Origin of the sequence: Pyrococcus kukulkanii (genome assembly GCF_041647995.1) — an archaeon.
GTDB lineage: Archaea > Methanobacteriota_B > Thermococci > Thermococcales > Thermococcaceae > Pyrococcus.
This window is the reverse complement of the sequence record NZ_JARRIB010000005.1, coordinates 68,839-84,040: the sequence shown is the minus strand read 5'-3', so window position 1 is coordinate 84,040 and position 15,202 is coordinate 68,839. Positions and strand designations below refer to the sequence as shown.

16 protein-coding genes are annotated in these 15,202 nt (G+C 45.7%); 7 read left to right on the top strand and 9 right to left on the bottom strand.

Features of this window, described 5'->3' with window-relative positions; translation table 11 throughout:
• The gene (gene glmA, locus P8X24_RS10395) at positions 1-2,346 is read left to right on the top strand and encodes an exo-beta-D-glucosaminidase (RefSeq protein WP_372915991.1); all 2,346 of its coding nucleotides are present in this window, start codon (positions 1-3) and stop codon (positions 2,344-2,346) included.
• Here the strand turns inward: glmA and P8X24_RS10390 are convergent.
• Entirely contained in the window at positions 2,327-3,268 is a 942-nt protein-coding gene (locus P8X24_RS10390) for an RIO1 family regulatory kinase/ATPase domain-containing protein (protein ID WP_372915989.1), read from the bottom strand. The two genes, glmA and P8X24_RS10390, sit on opposite strands and share 20 nt — an antisense overlap.
• A gap of 114 nt (positions 3,269-3,382) precedes the next feature.
• On the opposite strand from P8X24_RS10390, the gene P8X24_RS10385 reads away from it, so the two are divergent.
• Together P8X24_RS10385 and P8X24_RS10380 are read left to right on the top strand one after the other, a co-directional pair.
• Positions 3,383-4,444: a DUF835 domain-containing protein gene (locus tag P8X24_RS10385; RefSeq protein WP_372915987.1), complete on the top strand. Its 1,062-nt coding sequence runs from the start codon at positions 3,383-3,385 to the stop codon at positions 4,442-4,444.
• 79 nt (positions 4,445-4,523) lie between these two features.
• Positions 4,524-6,023, top strand: coding sequence for a D-glucuronyl C5-epimerase family protein (locus tag P8X24_RS10380; protein WP_372915985.1), 1,500 nt, complete (start codon positions 4,524-4,526; stop codon positions 6,021-6,023).
• Here P8X24_RS10380 and P8X24_RS10375 read toward each other — a convergent pair.
• The 5 genes from P8X24_RS10375 to P8X24_RS10355 are packed head-to-tail and all read right to left on the bottom strand — an operon-like array spanning position 6,000 to position 10,128.
• Complete coding sequence (locus P8X24_RS10375; protein WP_372915983.1) at positions 6,000-6,563, bottom strand: AAA family ATPase; 564 nt, start codon at positions 6,561-6,563, stop codon at positions 6,000-6,002. The genes P8X24_RS10380 and P8X24_RS10375 overlap by 24 nt on opposite strands.
• The gene (locus P8X24_RS10370) at positions 6,560-7,351 is read right to left on the bottom strand and encodes a hypothetical protein (protein WP_372915981.1); all 792 of its coding nucleotides are present in this window, start codon (positions 7,349-7,351) and stop codon (positions 6,560-6,562) included. Before P8X24_RS10370 ends, P8X24_RS10375 begins: the two co-directional genes overlap by 4 nt.
• A gap of 1 nt (position 7,352) precedes the next feature.
• Positions 7,353-8,117, bottom strand: a complete 765-nt coding sequence (locus P8X24_RS10365) for a sulfite exporter TauE/SafE family protein (RefSeq protein WP_372915979.1) — start codon at positions 8,115-8,117, stop codon at positions 7,353-7,355.
• Between the two features lie 11 nt (positions 8,118-8,128).
• The gene (locus tag P8X24_RS10360; protein ID WP_372915977.1) at positions 8,129-9,127 is read right to left on the bottom strand and encodes a M42 family metallopeptidase; all 999 of its coding nucleotides are present in this window, start codon (positions 9,125-9,127) and stop codon (positions 8,129-8,131) included.
• Positions 9,124-10,128, bottom strand: coding sequence for an NAD(P)-dependent oxidoreductase (locus P8X24_RS10355; protein WP_372915974.1), 1,005 nt, complete (start codon positions 10,126-10,128; stop codon positions 9,124-9,126). Before P8X24_RS10355 ends, P8X24_RS10360 begins: the two co-directional genes overlap by 4 nt.
• Before the next feature lie 71 nt (positions 10,129-10,199).
• Between P8X24_RS10355 and P8X24_RS10350 the strand changes: the two genes are divergently transcribed.
• On the top strand, positions 10,200-10,709 hold the full coding sequence (locus tag P8X24_RS10350) for a MogA/MoaB family molybdenum cofactor biosynthesis protein (protein WP_372915972.1): 510 nt from the start codon (positions 10,200-10,202) through the stop codon (positions 10,707-10,709).
• 51 nt (positions 10,710-10,760) lie between these two features.
• A complete protein-coding gene (locus P8X24_RS10345) occupies positions 10,761-12,086 on the top strand; it encodes an ATP-binding protein (RefSeq protein WP_372915970.1) in 1,326 nt (441 codons plus the stop codon).
• Here P8X24_RS10345 and P8X24_RS10340 read toward each other — a convergent pair.
• The 3 genes from P8X24_RS10340 to P8X24_RS10330 form a co-directional block, all read right to left on the bottom strand.
• Complete coding sequence (locus P8X24_RS10340; RefSeq protein WP_372916187.1) at positions 12,031-12,147, bottom strand: hypothetical protein; 117 nt, start codon at positions 12,145-12,147, stop codon at positions 12,031-12,033. The two genes, P8X24_RS10345 and P8X24_RS10340, sit on opposite strands and share 56 nt — an antisense overlap.
• A gap of 4 nt (positions 12,148-12,151) precedes the next feature.
• Positions 12,152-12,277: a toxin-antitoxin system TumE family protein gene (locus P8X24_RS10335; RefSeq protein WP_372916185.1), complete on the bottom strand. Its 126-nt coding sequence runs from the start codon at positions 12,275-12,277 to the stop codon at positions 12,152-12,154.
• Between the two features lie 124 nt (positions 12,278-12,401).
• The gene (locus P8X24_RS10330; RefSeq protein ID WP_372915968.1) at positions 12,402-12,563 is read right to left on the bottom strand and encodes a hypothetical protein; all 162 of its coding nucleotides are present in this window, start codon (positions 12,561-12,563) and stop codon (positions 12,402-12,404) included.
• 341 nt (positions 12,564-12,904) lie between these two features.
• Here P8X24_RS10330 and P8X24_RS10325 point away from each other — a divergent pair, with 341 nt between their 5' ends.
• Together P8X24_RS10325 and P8X24_RS10320 are read left to right on the top strand one after the other, a co-directional pair.
• Entirely contained in the window at positions 12,905-14,203 is a 1,299-nt protein-coding gene (locus tag P8X24_RS10325) for an ATP-binding protein (RefSeq protein WP_372915966.1), read from the top strand.
• Between the two features lie 38 nt (positions 14,204-14,241).
• Positions 14,242-15,165 carry a metal ABC transporter solute-binding protein, Zn/Mn family gene (locus P8X24_RS10320; protein WP_372916183.1) on the top strand — a complete coding sequence of 308 codons (924 nt, stop codon included), beginning with the start codon at positions 14,242-14,244 and terminating at the stop codon, positions 15,163-15,165.
• Positions 15,166-15,202: the final 37 nt, after the last annotated feature.

The following is a 15,202-nucleotide window of genomic DNA, read 5'->3' as shown; positions in this document are numbered from 1 at the left end:
ATGCAGGTTACCCATAACGGTAAGCTATACCTCTTAGATGGGAAAGAAATAGTGATTTATGGGGGAACCCTTCACTTCTTTAGAGTTCCCAGGGGCGTCTGGCGAGATAGGTTGGAGAAGATGAAGAGGCACGGCCTTAATACCGTTGACACGTACGTTGCATGGAATTGGCATGAGCCCGAAGAGGACAAATTTGACTTCACTGGGGAGACGCATCCCCAGAGAGATCTGGTTGGCTTTCTTGAGCTTGCCCAGAACCTTGGTTTTTATGTCATTATAAGGCCTGGCCCCTATATCTGCGCTGAATGGAAGAACGGTGGTATTCCACAGTGGCTCATTAACAAACATCCTGAAATACTTGCTAGAAGCCCGAACGGTCCCTTACCTAGGGACATTTACTATCCGCCGATCACCTACCTTCATCCAACGTACCTAGAGCATGTGATGAACTGGTACGAGCATGTGCTTCCAATAATAAGGGATTATTTATACACGAGAGGAGGGCCGATAATTAACGTCACGATAGATGATGAGCCCTCGTACTGGGAGACGATATTCCAGGCGTTCCTCACGGATTACAACGATGTTGTAGTTAAGGAAAACGGTCTCTGGCATAGGTGGCTTAAGGAGAATTTCACCTTGGATCAGCTTGAGGAGAGGTACAAGGTTAAGCTTTCGGACTATGTAGAGATAGCTCCACCTAAGGCCTTCTCTGAGCCCCTGCCAAAGATATTAGACTGGCACCACTTCAAGATATGGATGGTCAACGAGTACGTAAAAACACTGTACCATAAGATTAAGGGGTACGTCGATGTCCCGATTAGCATACTTGATCCCTACCTTCTTTTAGCCGCTTGGAGGCACTTCTACAACTACGTAAAGAAGAATAAGCTTGATATCCACCTCTGGACAGAGTTCTGGTATTCGTTTTACAGGAGCTTTGACTTTAAGGAGGACAAGCTTGGGCACATCTACTACAAGGTTGGAATCTACAGATACTACGTTGACAAGCTAGGTACTCCCCCATTGAGCATTGAGACCCAATCTTCATTGGCAAACGTTATAGAGAAGGATGAGGCCGAGCTCCTCTACGGCCTGTTGCCTTCCCTAGGAATCCACAACATAAACTACTACCTCTACGTCGGCGGTGAAAATCCGAGGGGTTATGAATCTCACAACGGAGTTACTTGGGACGTTTACTCTCCAATTAGCTTGGATGGAAGTGAGAGGCAGCACGTAGAGCCAATAAAGTGGATTGGAAAGTTCCTTAAGGCCAACAAGGACTTTGCATATTCACCATTCCATGCAAAGGTTGCCTTCGCAATGTACGAGCCTTATGAGGCCCTAAACCTCTGGGGTTATAGGCCTGAGAACTTCAAAGAGAGCGTTAACCTAAATGAGTATCTCTTCGGCGAGAGAGGCCTCCTCACGTTACTCGCAATGAGCAACGTCCCCTTTGACGTAATCGACTTAGACAATACCACAGTTGATGAGATGCTCAAGTACGAGCAGATCTGGGTTTACAGCCTCGACTTCATGGCCAGGGAAGCCCAGGACAAGCTTGCGGAGTACGTTGAGAAGGGTGGGAACTTAGTTATCATGCCAATGCTACCGTACTTGGACGAGAACATGAACGAGTACAGGAAGCTTGAGGAGTTCTTGGGAGTTAAGGTTGGAGGGGAGGTTGCAAGGGACAACTACAGGTTAATCCCCTTCGTAAGCGTTGACGCCGAAGGAATAGAGAGGATGATCGTTAGGAACGTCGTTAGGGAGGTCAAGGGAGGGGAGCCAATAGCTTGGGTTGGGGATAAGGTCGTAGGTGCCCTCGTCAAGAAGGGGAAAGGTTCCGCTGTGATCCTGGGTTTCAGGCTTCAGTACTACTCAAGCTATCATGACATGCACAGGAAGTTCGTTGACAAGATCCTAGAGTTGCAGGGAGTTGAGAGGGACTTTAAAGTTACGGATAGGGATATCATAGTCATTCCAAGGGGTAACTACCTTGCAGTTATCAATCCGAGGGGCCACACCGTTAAGGGCAGGATAAGCTACAACGGCATCGAGTTTCCCAAGCTTACGGAGCTTGAGATGAGGAATAGGGGCGTGCTTTTCCTTCCCGTGAACGTTAAGCACGGTAATTACGAGATCGTCTACTCAACCGCTACGGTCGTTGGTTACGAAGATGACAAGATAACGTTCAGGAACCACCTAAGCGACACTTCCGAAGTCGCCATTAAAGCGGAGGTTGTGGGTATAGAAAGCGGGGAGGTGCTAAAGGAGAAGAGGGAAGATGGCATCACAACGATAGTCATTAGGCACTCCGGCGAATTTACCCTTCTCCTTCGCTAACCTCTTTCCTTCCAGTTAGCCATGCTTCATAAAATCTTTTCCATTCTTCCTCAAACTCCCTCTTCACTCCCCATCTTCTCCTGAAGGCATTTAACAGGACGGTTATGTCCCTCTTTAGCAGATTTAAGCTTTCGGGATTTGCGCAACTTAAGTATTGGGCCCAATCTATTATCAGGATATCATTATCGTCGGTTAGCACAACGTTGAACTCACTCATATCCCCGTGGACTATCCCGAACCTGACTATCTTTTCATACTCATCAAGAACTTTCCCCAGGATTTCACTTGCTTCCTCTCTCGTAAGGTCGGTATCCCTTAGATCCGCAAGTTCAACTCCGCTGATGAACTCCATAACTATTGCATGTCTGTTCCAAGCTATCGGCTTTGGAACCTTCGCGAATGGGCTTAATAGGACGAGGGCCTCGTGCTCCTTCTTTGCTATCAACCTTGAAACGTACAGCCAGCTCTTATGATGCTTATCCGCGAATACATCACTGTGGTAGCCTGCTTTCCTTGCGCTCGTCCTCTCCCCTATCCGGTTGAACTTAACAGCAACCTTCTCTCCGGAGGGAGTTAGGGCAACGTATACGTCTGCATCCTTTCCAACCCCTATCTGGGTGGTTGATATGGCCTCGATGACGCCCTTCTTTGCGAAGGCCCTAATGGCGAGTGCATCGTATCCATGTATCGTTAGTTGATAACCTATGTACCCCATGTCGCTCCTCCTAATTACTAGTCCCCAATTGTCCAGCCTCCCAAGTCTATGGCTTGCGCTTTCTACGTCCATCCTGGCAAACTTGGCGATTTCCTCTAGGGGAACCCATTTATAATACCTCATCTTAAGCTCTATACCCCTGAGTAACCTGAAGTCTATGTCCTTAAGCTTTGGATAAGCTTCAAGGGCTAAGAGTTTGCTGACCATCGGTACTACCTCGGTCGGGATGTTTTAAACCTCTCCCTTTATCCAGAAATATTTATTAGTTTAAAATGTTACAGTTTCCCTTTGACTTAGGAGGAACACGTAAGGTGGGTAGGTATGGACGTGTTAACCATTGTTAGAATAATAACGATATTGGTAAGGGTGGCCGGTGCATTTTGGTTGATACGCTTATACCGCCAAGTTGGAAGGAAATCAGCTGTTGTTCTTGCTCTTGGGTTGCTTGCGTATTCTTTCCACACCCTAAGCGACATACTTGAGGCCACTTTAATGAATGAGATATCGATAGCCATAACATCTACCTTATTTATGCTGATGGCAAGCGTAATTACAATAGAGGAGGAGGGAGAGTTCCCATCATTCTTCACGTTTGCATTGTTCTCTCTAACTCCGCTTATATTGATTATTTACACAATAATAGTTGGAGAGATCTTTGATTCAAAGATGCTCACGATCTTAGGCGTTGTTTATGGAATCTCGGGATTCTTCATCTTTTTCTCTGGTGTCATAATATGGAGGTTAAAGGAGATATTTGGGAGGAAGATGCTCGTGCTTTCAGGCTCCCTGGCCTTGATAGGACTTCATCAAATGGACTATCCCTTCTTAAGGCCAATTCCTTGGTTCGCCCCGATAGGGTTTACTATAGCCACGGTACTAACTCTAACGCTCTTGTATGGGATTGTTGCCGTCTTTAAAAGCGAAATTTATTTCCGCCGTCATCCTCCTACAACATCTGAGCTTAAGGAGGGGTCTTTTCTTGTTAGCTCTGACTATTTTAACAAAGCAATGATGCCAAAGCTCCAAGAGTTTCCGGTATTAGCATTTGTGAGGAATATTCAGGGTTCCGACGCTTGGTATAAGTACTTCGTGACCAGGGCTGTATCCAATTATGAAAAGGACATAAGCCCTACGGATCTCCCTAGAATGCTTGAACTTTCAAAGAGATATCTACAAGCGTCTAAAGGAGGGGTCATCGTTATTGATTGTCCCGAGTACCTTGCCCTGTACAATGGCTTTGAGGCTTTACTTAAATTCCTGGCGACCCTGAGGGATATGGTTGTTGTTTATAAAGGAACGCTGATAGTAATAACGGAGAGAGGGGTGTGGGAAGATAGGCAATGGGTATTGTTGACGAAAATACTTCAGGAAAAATCCCTCTAAATTTTACGCGAATATGGAGAAAATTAAATTTTCCCGTTATGTCAGTAAGCTTTTAATGTTTGCATTGTGAGAAAGGAAAATGATGATAAGAAACTGGAAGGTAGTTGGGTTAATCCTGGCGATTGTCATCTTGACATTGTCACTCGTCGGCCTAAACCACTCTAACGTTCCATCCGGGGGAGGAGAATGTCAAGCGTACGTAGTCTTAGTAAGTGAGGATGGGTATTTTGAACTCGCGAATTTTAATTTATCCCTTGGAAATATTAGTGTAACTCCCTTTGACGTGAATACCCCCCTTCTTTTAAGCTCACCTGCCTGCAATGTTACTGTCTCCGGAACTGGAGTTGGATGGAGCGGAGTAAGGTTTGAGATAGTAGGAAAATTATCCTTCCATCCTAAGGCAGTTACATTTATCAAGCTTCACCATTATCCTGGCAGATTTGTCGTGTTGGAAGAGGGTCACGTTCCGTTATCAACTCTTCCCAAGACATTTTTTACCGATTGTAATAAGTTGGAGGAGATAATAGATACTTACGGTAATGATGTGGTAAAGGATTTCTTCAGGAAGAATAAAGTCCTGAGGGAGAAGTACCTTGGCTTGTGGCTTAAAACTGGTAACCTTACGTATTTACAGGCTTACAGGGATCTCTCCTACCACTTAGATATGCTAGTTTTCTTGTACAGGCTGGGTAAATTAGATGAGAGGAGTTTTAGGTACATTTCGCTGGGACTCATAGCAACTACATACTACTATGAAGCCTTCCAAAGGCCTGGGCATAAGGACATGTCTATGGTCTTCTCCAATTGGTCTCCCTACTATGGGACGATAAAAGTTGTGAATGGCCCGATAAATTTAACCCTTCCGTTTGTTTATTACAGGGCGAGAGGATTTAATTTATATCCCGTCTCTGCGGTTCATTGGGCAGAAGAAAGCTGGAAAAGAGGGAAAATAGATGTTATGCTCTCTATATTAAACGATATAATTCCGTTCATACGGGAAAGAGAGTACCGTGGAGTTAAGTACGCCTATCTCCCCATTTACTTCCACTTTCAGAACTCAAGCGTCCCCTGGATTTCTGGATACTCCCAGGGAGTTGCCTGTGGTATGTACGCCATTGCTTATAATGTTACAAAGGACGAAAGGTACCTTAGGCTTGCAACCCTGTTCTTTAACTCGTTTAAGGTGCCGCTTGAGCATGGGGGCTTTGTAACCGAAACTAAGTTTGGGCCATGGATACTTGAGTATCCCTACTATCCCGAACAACTGGTTCTTAACGGTCATATCATCTCGGCACGGGGGGTTTATTATTACTATATGGTAACGAAAAATCCGAAGGCATTAGAACTTTTCTTGACCTACGTGGAGTCAGTTAAAAGAGCTCTACCCTACTTCGATACTGGGAGTTGGAGCAGATACGCCATCATTTATAATTCTTCAAGTGTTTTCTATCACAGGCTCCATATAAGACTCCTTTACTGGCTCTACAGGGTAACTGGGGATGAAACGTTCTTAGAGTACGCGAAAAAGTGGAATGATTACCTAGTTAAAAGAGGGTTAAAGCCGGAGAATCTTGTATAACTTTTCCCTCAACTCTTCAATGGATCCCTCATTCACTATTATGAAATCCGCGATTTCCTTGAGCTTTGATGTCTGATATAACTTCTCCTCCCATTCGTCAAACCTTAATAAGTCTTCAAGTGTCTCTATAGCTTTGTCCTTCTTTGCGTTCCTCCTTTTCAGCCTTTCAAACCTTATCTCAGGCCTAGCTTCGACGTATATGAGTACCCCTTTCATCTCTTTGATTTTCTTTACCTCCCCTATGGATCTAACTCCATCTATTGCTATGTTCTTGCAGTGCCTTAGCTTATCAACGGCAAGCCTGATTAGTACATCCTCTCCGTGCTTCTCCTTTAGTATCCTACCCAACTCAATTAAGTTTTCCCTCGTTGGCTCTCCCTTGAACTCCACTTCGGGAACCCAGGAATAATCTTTAGTGTTACCCGTGAGTATGTCTATTAAGGGTTCACTACAGCTTATCCTACAAAAACCACGCTCTTCAAGTAACCTCGCTACTGTGGTTTTGCCAGCGGCAATTTTACCGGCTATACCCACTATCATCTCTTCCAACCCCATCTAATTATCCTCGCCCCATCCGTTGCTTCCATAAGCCCTTCGGAGACCATTTCAACTACGTACTCAAGTAAATCAACTTTATCGAATACTGCGGGCCTTGACTCCCCGAAGAGGTACTTAAGTTCAAAGTACCCTATTCTCAGGAACTTTATCGGGTTAATGAGGATAGCCTTTTGAACCTTTGCGGGGGACTTAAACTCCGATAAAATTACCTCTCCCTCCTGGGCTAAATTAGTCAGGAATTCCTCGTTTGGAAAGAACACCTCCCTGATGGGTCTATCTACGGGGATGAAGTTCAGCTTTGGGAAGGAGTATCTAACGCCATAGATATCTCCTTTGACTCCAAATGAGTTGGCAAAACCTAGGAGGGCTTGAGCGTTGAAAGTCAAGAACACTATTCCATTAACAGTTTTCTTAGATTTGGGCCACTTCCTGGGGGGAAAGTTGAATTCAGCCTTTATAAAAGGGATAAGGAAGTCGAGGCCATGTTCCTCGGCAAAGTTTAGACTTTTTTCAAGTTGCATTCTCTTAAGTATTAAGTCCAGGGTCGTGTAAACGCTAACCATCTTCACGCCCAGGATCTCCTTAAGCTTGCCTATAACTAGGCTACTCCCGATTATGACGCTCTTGTCCGTTCTGTCGTGGGCTATTATGAACAGCTTGTCCTCTTCCCTGTCGTACCTCACCTCATCTATCTCAAAGGGAGTAACCGGCAGTCCATGCTCCCTTCTTATTTGAATGACTAACTCCTCAATCTCCTCCTTGCTGAACATCTCATGGCACCTCAAAGCCGAGCCCTTTTAGTATCATCCTTAATGCGAGAATCACCATTACCACGGCAAAGGCATTCTTTAAGCTCTTAGCCTTAATTCTCTTCGCTATCCTAGCTCCAAGCTGAGCTCCAACTATTAACCCAGGAACTAGAAGGGGGAGCCATTGTACTTCAACGTTGCCAAGGAGGTAGTGCTTTATTGCGCTACTCGTCGATGTAAAAACTATCGTGAAGCTTGATGTGGCAACGGCGTAGTGTATGGGCATTCCGAGCCAAGTTAAGAATGGAACGTTTATTATCCCTCCTCCAACTCCCAAAAGTCCACTCACTACCCCGGCAAAGAAGCCTCCTAGGGGAATTACTTTTTCGTTTACCTTAACGTCCCTAATTCTAATTTGAGTTGGTTCTACGGGCTTCTTCTTGTAAATTCTGTAGGCCACGGGAATGAGGGCGAGCCCAAAGATGACCTTCAGTTGCCTCGCCGGGATGAAGGAGGTAAGCCAGGCCCCTATGTATGCACCTACTATTGCGGTGCTTGCAAGTAATAGGCCTGCCTTATAGTGTATCCTTCGCTGCTTATGGTAGGCGTAGGAGGAGCTTAATGCGGTAAACACTATGCTCGCGCTTGAAGTCCCTATTGCGTGGTGAATTTCAACCCCGACTATGTTCAATATTGGAACTAGGAGGAAACCCCCACCGAGGCCGAATAAAGCTGCAAGGGCTCCAACGAGAATTCCAACTCCAAAGTAGCCCAGGTACTCAATCATTAGTGGCCCTCCTAGAGTTCGAAGGTTATCGCCTCTATGAGCTTTATCAGCGCTTCAAGATCCCTTAAGTGAAGCATCTCAACCTCGCTGTGAAGGTACTTTATTGGAACGCTTAAAGCGAGAACCTTTGCCTTGTGCTGGAACGCTGAGGCATCTGTTCCTCCCCCTGTAACGCCGATCTGTATTGGAATATCGTTCTTCTCAGCTATCTCAAGCACATTTTTGACTAGATCCCTGGAGTAGATTGCAGAATTATCAACGGCCCTTATAACCGGCCCCTTGCCGAGAGCAACATCACCCGTCAATTCATTACAGCAGGCGAAGGAGTCTATTGCGAAGGCGTACCTGGGGCTGTAAGTGTTCGCTAGGAACTTCGCGCCTTTAAGCCCTACCTCCTCCTGAACAGTAAAGGCAAAGATGACCTTCTTTTCAAGCTCGTGGTCTACGAGGTCTTTTATTGCCTCAATTAATGCAACAACCCCAAATCTATCGTCGAGGGATCTTGTTGAAACGTACTTGCCGTTCAAGACCGCGAAGTGTTTCTTGAACACCGCGTAGTCGAGGGGCTTAATTCCTAGGGCATCAACTTCTTCCCTGCTCTCAGCTCCAACGTCAATAACCAGATCGTGCCAGGGCTTAACCCCTTTATCTCCCTTGATGTTTAGGTGGGGAGGGATTGCCCCAATAACTCCATCCACCTTTCCATCTTCGGTTATAACATCTACATGCCTTCCGTACAACAGCCTGTCATCTATGCCTCCGATCTTCCTGAACCTTAGCTTTCCATCCTGGGTTACACCCGTGATTAAGAGGCCTATCTCATCCATGTGCGCCATGAAGAGTATCTCCTCCTCTCCTTCCCCAAGCTCCACTATCAGGTTTCCAATTCCATCGATCTTGTAATCGGCGAAATCTTTTAGCTCCTCTATAATTACCTCCCTAACCTTTTCTTCGTAGCCTGAGATTCCTGGGGTTTGGGTCAGCTTTTTCAACAACTCTATCATCTTCATCCCTCCAGCATCTTAACCTCCTCTATGGACCTGACCTTAACAACATCCCTATTCACTAAATCTTCGGGAATTTCTCCCCTAAGGATAGCGAGAAGGTTTTTAACTGCTTGAAATCCCATATCCTCCAACGCTTCCTTTGCCAGCCCGGCGTAGTGCGGTGTTAAGACGGTTTCCCATTCGTACTCAAATAGTTCGTGCTCCTTAACTGGTTCCTCCTCGAATACGTCAGTTGCATAGCCTTTCAGCTTTCCCTCCCTCAATGCTTTCGTTAGTGCTTCCTCATCAACTAAGGCTCCTCTTCCAATGTTGACGAGGTACTTTCCCTTTAGCTTCTCGATTCTCTCGGCGTTTATTATATGGTACGTCTCCTTGGTGAGCGGTAAAGCTAGGATTACTATGTCAACTTCCTCTAAGAGATCATCTAAAGGTAGATACTTCACGCCTTCCCTTTCAACTTCCTCCTTCCTGTGCCTCGACCAGTAATACAGGTCAACTCCGAAGGGGATCAGCCTTTTGGCTATGGCCCTTCCGATGGCTCCCATTCCAACTATCCCAACTTTCTTGCCGTAGAGCGTTTCTATTTCCTTGAACCCGCTCCAGACTACCCTGTGGCTCTCCCACTTTCCTTTCCTGATGAATTTATCGGCGTAGTGTATCTTTCTCATGAGGTTTATGAGGAGGCCAACGGTGAACTCCGCCACGGCCTCGCTGAGAACCCCGGAAACCTTGGTTACGTATATTCCCCTTCTCGTTGCTTCCTCAACGTCGACGTTGTCGTAACCCGCGGAGTGGCAGCTTATAACCTTCAGCTTCTCAGCCCTCTCCAAAACCCTCTTTGTGACCCTGTTGAGGGGCGAAACTATTATCCCATCGTACTCCTTTATCCTCTCGGCGAGCTCATCCTCGCTGGGGTAAAGGAGAACGTCAACGTCAGCGTACCTCTTCAACTCCTCAAGTGGTCTACTTTTCATCTTGAAAAGAACGGCTACCTTAGGCCTCATGAAACCACCGTTAAGATACTCATCGAAAAGAGATATAAGAAGGTTTTGATGAAGGAATTTTGGGTGGTTCTATGGGCGTTGAGGAGCACAAAAAGGAGGCCCCCAGGACGTTTAAGTTCGGAGTAATAACGGTCAGCGATAAGGGAGCTAGGGGAGAAAGGGAGGACAGGGCGGGACCATTAATCGTGGAGGAGCTCTCTAAGCTCGGTGAAAACGTCCACTACAAGATAGTCCCAGATGACAAGCTTGAGATTCTGGTAGCCTTGTTTGAGGCTGTGAACAAGGGAGCAGATGTCGTCGTGACGACAGGAGGAACTGGAATAACGTCTACAGATGTAACGATAGAGGCCATAAGACCTCTATTCGACAAGGAGCTTAGCTTTGGCGAGATATTCAGACTGAAGAGCTATGAGGAGATAGGGAGTGCCGCAATCCTGACGAGGGCCACTGCAGGCATTATTAGGGGCAGGAACAGGATTGTCGTAGTGTTTGCCCTCCCAGGGAGCGTTAACGCGGTGAAGACCGGGCTGGAGATAATAAAGAGTGAGGCCTTCCACGTCCTCAAGCATGCCCGCGAGTGATTTTTCGAAACTTCTTTATATATAATCATGGTTATATATAATGGTGATTAGATGGAGTTCATTGACAGGGAGCTTGAGCTGAAGTTGCTTGAGAAGGAATGGGGGAATAAGCCCTCGTTCGTTGTAGTATATGGAAGGAGAAGGGTCGGGAAGACGAGGCTACTCCAAGAATTTGCAAAAGGTAAGGATGCATTTTTCTTTACTTTTCCTCAGGCCGTTAAGGAGGTTCAAATTAGGGAGTTCCTTAGAGAGCTCTCCGCCTTCCTGGGAGATGAGACGGTACTGGAAATGAAACCGGATAGCTGGTTACCCGTCCTTAAGTATATGGCCAAGGAAGTCGACGATGTATTGATAGTTCTCGATGAGTTCACGTACGCGATAAAATCTGACAGGACAATTTTAAGCCACCTCCAGCAGGTTTGGGATCACTATCTAAGCAACAAGGAGGTTATGCTCGTCCTCTCTGGCTCCCTCCTCGGCATGCTGTGGGATGACGTCCTCTCATATGCCTCTCCCCTTTACGGGCGGAGGACGAGGAGTATTCACTTAAAGCCCCTGAACTACGTTAATTCACTTAAATTCTTTGAGGACAATTTCTATGGTGTTGAAGCCTACATGCTGGTCGGCGGAATTCCTTCCTATCTGAGGTTAGCCTCCCGATATTCCTCACTTGAGGAGTTCGTTAGAGAGGAATTCTTGAGTGATTACGGCTTCTTCTACGATGAGCCCTACATCATCCTGGGGGAGGAACTTAGGGAGCTTAGGGTTTACTTTTCAATTCTAAGGGCGATCGCTGAAGGGAACAGGAGGCTTGAGGAGATCGCCAACTATCTTGGGCTTCCCGCTAGGAGCGTTTATCCCTACATTGACACCTTGATGAGGCTCGGTCTCGTTGAGAAGGAAACTCCCATCCTGGGTAGCAGGAGGGTTAGCCTGTACAGAATAGCCGATCCTGTGTTGCTGACTTGGTTCACCTTAACGTACCCGCAACTTGAGGAGATATCCCAGGGAACTGCAAGCCTTGCGAATCTGTACAAGGTTCTCTCGAGGAGGTTTGAAGACTTAGCCAGGGAGTTTTTGATATTAAAAAGGCCCATAGATTTTGAGAGAATTGGAAGGTGGTGGTTCAAGGGGGAGGAGATAGATATCCTCGCGTTGGACAAAAATGTTGCCTATCTAATTGAGGTTAAGTGGTCGGATTTAAGGGAGAGGGACGCTAAGAAAGTCCTGTCTTCTTTAAAGGAGAAAGCCAAGAAAGTCAAGTTTGAGGGTGACATTAGGCTTGGGCTGATTGCGAGGAGCGTGGAGAAGAAGGATGAGCTTAAGAGCGAGGGCTTCCTTGTTTGGGATCTCTCTGATATAGTTGCCTCTCGATAGCCTTGAGAACATCTTCTAAGGAGAGTTCTGTAGATGGATAGATATTTTCAGAGGATTCAATATGTTTATGATGTGGGAATGTTTTCTATTTGTTTATGATGTGGAGCGTTATCCCATCGAATTAACATCTTATTTCCCTTTTGCCATTGAAATGAGTATTTGTAGTCATCTTCTGATACAAACTCCCTAATGTATAGGACACTTCCATCAATGAGTTCTGCTCTAATTTTAAAGAAGTAATAATTTTAAAGAAGTAAAAGGTCTCTCCATCTTTATAATCTAAAATCTCCATAGTTAGTTACTATGCGACTCTTTTCAAGTAATTCTAACTCTCTGAGCATTTTGTATCTCCTCAAGTCTTCTTTGTAATTCCTCAAGTTTCTTACTATATGCTTTCCATTCTATGTAGTCGTCCCATGTCTCAAATGATTCTTCTCTTGAGTTTTCAAGCCATTTTTCAAATTCCTCAAGTGTCATTCCATATTTATTTTCAAATGCTCGTATTTTTCCCTAATTGGGGCTAGCTCTGATATTATCCTCAATCTCTCATAGAATAGGATGTCTTTCTTTGAGACTTTTATCTCTTCCACTATCTAATCCCCCATAACTCTATTTGTCCATTTATTCAAAATACTTTTTGTTAGGCTTTGATGAAGTTAATGCTTTTAAAGCGTGAGCTGGGTTTTGTTGGGCAAGAATGGACCTTGAAAGGATCGCAAGAAATTTGGAAAAGGGTAGAGTGATAGTTTGTTGAATGTTCCAAATTGACATTAAGCTAACAGCATATTTATATACTCCTTGACACTATAGTATCAAATATGATCGAAGAACTTGCAGTCCTCCAGAACCCATGGTGGAAAGATAAAGACGCAATATATGAAGATGAAAAAGTAAAATCCGCAACATCCAAAGATCCAAAAATAATATTTGAGCCCTTAACGGAAAATGCCGTGATTATAGGACCAAGACAAGTAGGAAAAACCACGTACATGAAGCTCGCTATTATGCAACTGATAAGCAGGGGAGTAGATCCCAGGAACATCCTGTATTTCTCTTGTGATCTGCTTAAAGATTACCGGGAAATCGTTGAACTGATAACATGGTTCCTGAGAAGGAGGAGAGGGCATGCCTTTGTGTTTTTGGATGAAGTAACTTTCTTGAATGATTGGGATAGGGCTATTAAATTCCTGCTGGATTCTCCCCTATCCCCCCGGATGACCCTTCAAGTTACCGGTTCCACTTCTGCAGGCCTTAAAAGGGAGAGCTTCCCTGGGCGGAACATAAGAATAGTTGAGTTTCTTCCCCTTAGCTTTTCGGATGTAGTAGATCTACTTTATCCAGAGCTTAGGGAAATTCCATTGCCCCATCCCAATCCAACAACCTCCAAAGACTTCTACGAGAATGCTGAGGAGTTGTATCCTTACTTCGATGAGCTGATGAGGGCCTTTGAGGTCTACCTTGAAGTCGGGGGATATCCTGGTTCTATAAAGGGCAAGAACCTGAAGGATGCAGTAAGGGAATCAATTTTCTTGGACGTGCTTAAACTTGGCAGGAGTGAGAGGATAGCACTTTCAATAATCCTTGGCCTTCTTAGGAGGTATGGAGACAGAATAACCCTTAACTCGCTAGCAAAGGAGCTTGAAATAGGTTCCCATGTAACGATCAGGGACTACCTTGAGCTCTTTGAGGAGTTAATGATTGGGAGGAACTACTTCCAAGTCCGGCCAGAGAACTTCACTCCGCTATTCAGGAAGGAGAGGAAGTTCTACTTCATTGATCCTCTTGTAGTCTTCTCTCTTTCAGAGATGTTTGGAATAGCAATCCCTACTTCAAAGATCGTTAAGGGCATAGTTGGTGAGCATTTGAGCCGGGCCTATCCAACGTACTATCTGGTAGCACGCAAGGAAGTTGATTTCGTAACCAAGTATTTTGGTGTCGAAGTTAAGTGGCAGTCCACCGTTACTCCCTCTGACTTCCCCAGGGTTCCAATCAGGGAGAAAATCCTCCTGTCTAAGCATGATTTGGCTTTCCATGAGCCCAGGAACCTCGCCGTGATTCCTCTCCCTCTGTTTCTCTACCAGATCCGAAAGTCCCATATATCAATTAGGTCAACCTAACTCAGGTGGTGAAGGTGAAGGAGAAAATATTAATCCTCATGCTAATCTTTGTCCTCCTTACCCCGGTAACTGCTCAGGAAAAGCCTCTCGTAGTGACAAGCCTCTCCCCACTGGCTTCAATAATTAAGGAGGCCCTTGGCGACAGTGTCGATGTGATCTACCTTGTTCCTCCAGGAGTCGAGCCTCACCAGTACCAGCTTTCGCCCGATCAAATTAAGTTGCTCAAGAGGGCAGCCGTTATCGTAACAACGGGGCACCTTCCAGCCGAGATGAAGATAGTCGAGCTCAAAAAGGAAGGAGAGATCCCTGGGGTAGTCCTCACAATTGAAGATTACAGGAAGTACGGCTTTCACTATCTACCCGAGAGGTGGTACACTGGCAAGAACAATCCCCACGGAATATGGCTCGATCCCGTGAATGCCTTGGCAATGGCCGAGGCCACCGCAGATGCCTTAAACCTTCACCCGAGGAGCTTGGACGAGTTCAAGCTTAAACTCAAGGCAATAATGGATGCCTACGCCGGCGTCCTCAACGGGACGAAGGCCGTTATAGAGCTCCCCTCCCAGCAGTATGCATTGGAGTGGCTTGGCGCTGAGGTCATCTCCTCAATAAAACCTGAAGCAGAGGTTCCGGCGAAGAGCGTTGATGAGCTTTCCTCGGTTAAGGCGGATATCGTAGTCTATGACCAAGGCACTCCAGAAACCTTAAAGAACGCCGCTTTCAAGCTCTCGGAGAGGCTTGGAGTTCCCGTCGCAAACGTAACCGTCCTGTGGGTTGACAAGCCCTACACCCAAGTTCTCACCGAGAACGCTAAATCTATAATAAGCGCGCTAACTAAGGAGAAGAAAGTCGTTATTAGGGAAACTTCCTACGGCTACCAGTATTCGATCCTCGCCTTGATAATAGGTCTCGTTGTGGGGATTTCAGTTGGCGTTGTTTTGAGAAGGTGCCCCGTGCTCTAACCTTTTATACCTCCACGTTAATTCTTGAAGGGGGATA

Excerpts from the sequence above, each read along its gene's own strand:
- P8X24_RS10390 (WP_372915989.1), bottom strand. The coding sequence starts at position 3,268 with ATGGTCAGCAAACTCTTAGCCCTTGAAGCTTATCCAAAGCTTAAGGAC.
- P8X24_RS10325 (WP_372915966.1), top strand. The coding sequence starts at position 12,905 with ATGATCGAAGAACTTGCAGTCCTCCAGAACCCATGGTGGAAAGATAAA.
- P8X24_RS10345 (WP_372915970.1), top strand. The coding sequence starts at position 10,761 with ATGGAGTTCATTGACAGGGAGCTTGAGCTGAAGTTGCTTGAGAAGGAA.
- P8X24_RS10375 (WP_372915983.1), bottom strand. The coding sequence starts at position 6,563 with ATGATAGTGGGTATAGCCGGTAAAATTGCCGCTGGCAAAACCACAGTA.
- P8X24_RS10370 (WP_372915981.1), bottom strand. The coding sequence starts at position 7,351 with ATGTTCAGCAAGGAGGAGATTGAGGAGTTAGTCATTCAAATAAGAAGG.
- P8X24_RS10355 (WP_372915974.1), bottom strand. The coding sequence starts at position 10,128 with ATGAGGCCTAAGGTAGCCGTTCTTTTCAAGATGAAAAGTAGACCACTT.
- P8X24_RS10330 (WP_372915968.1), bottom strand. The coding sequence starts at position 12,563 with ATGACACTTGAGGAATTTGAAAAATGGCTTGAAAACTCAAGAGAAGAA.
- P8X24_RS10365 (WP_372915979.1), bottom strand. The coding sequence starts at position 8,117 with ATGATTGAGTACCTGGGCTACTTTGGAGTTGGAATTCTCGTTGGAGCC.
- P8X24_RS10380 (WP_372915985.1), top strand. The coding sequence starts at position 4,524 with ATGATGATAAGAAACTGGAAGGTAGTTGGGTTAATCCTGGCGATTGTC.
- glmA (WP_372915991.1), top strand. The coding sequence starts at position 1 with ATGCAGGTTACCCATAACGGTAAGCTATACCTCTTAGATGGGAAAGAA.
- P8X24_RS10350 (WP_372915972.1), top strand. The coding sequence starts at position 10,200 with ATGGGCGTTGAGGAGCACAAAAAGGAGGCCCCCAGGACGTTTAAGTTC.
- P8X24_RS10360 (WP_372915977.1), bottom strand. The coding sequence starts at position 9,127 with ATGAAGATGATAGAGTTGTTGAAAAAGCTGACCCAAACCCCAGGAATC.
- P8X24_RS10320 (WP_372916183.1), top strand. The coding sequence starts at position 14,242 with ATGCTAATCTTTGTCCTCCTTACCCCGGTAACTGCTCAGGAAAAGCCT.
- P8X24_RS10385 (WP_372915987.1), top strand. The coding sequence starts at position 3,383 with ATGGACGTGTTAACCATTGTTAGAATAATAACGATATTGGTAAGGGTG.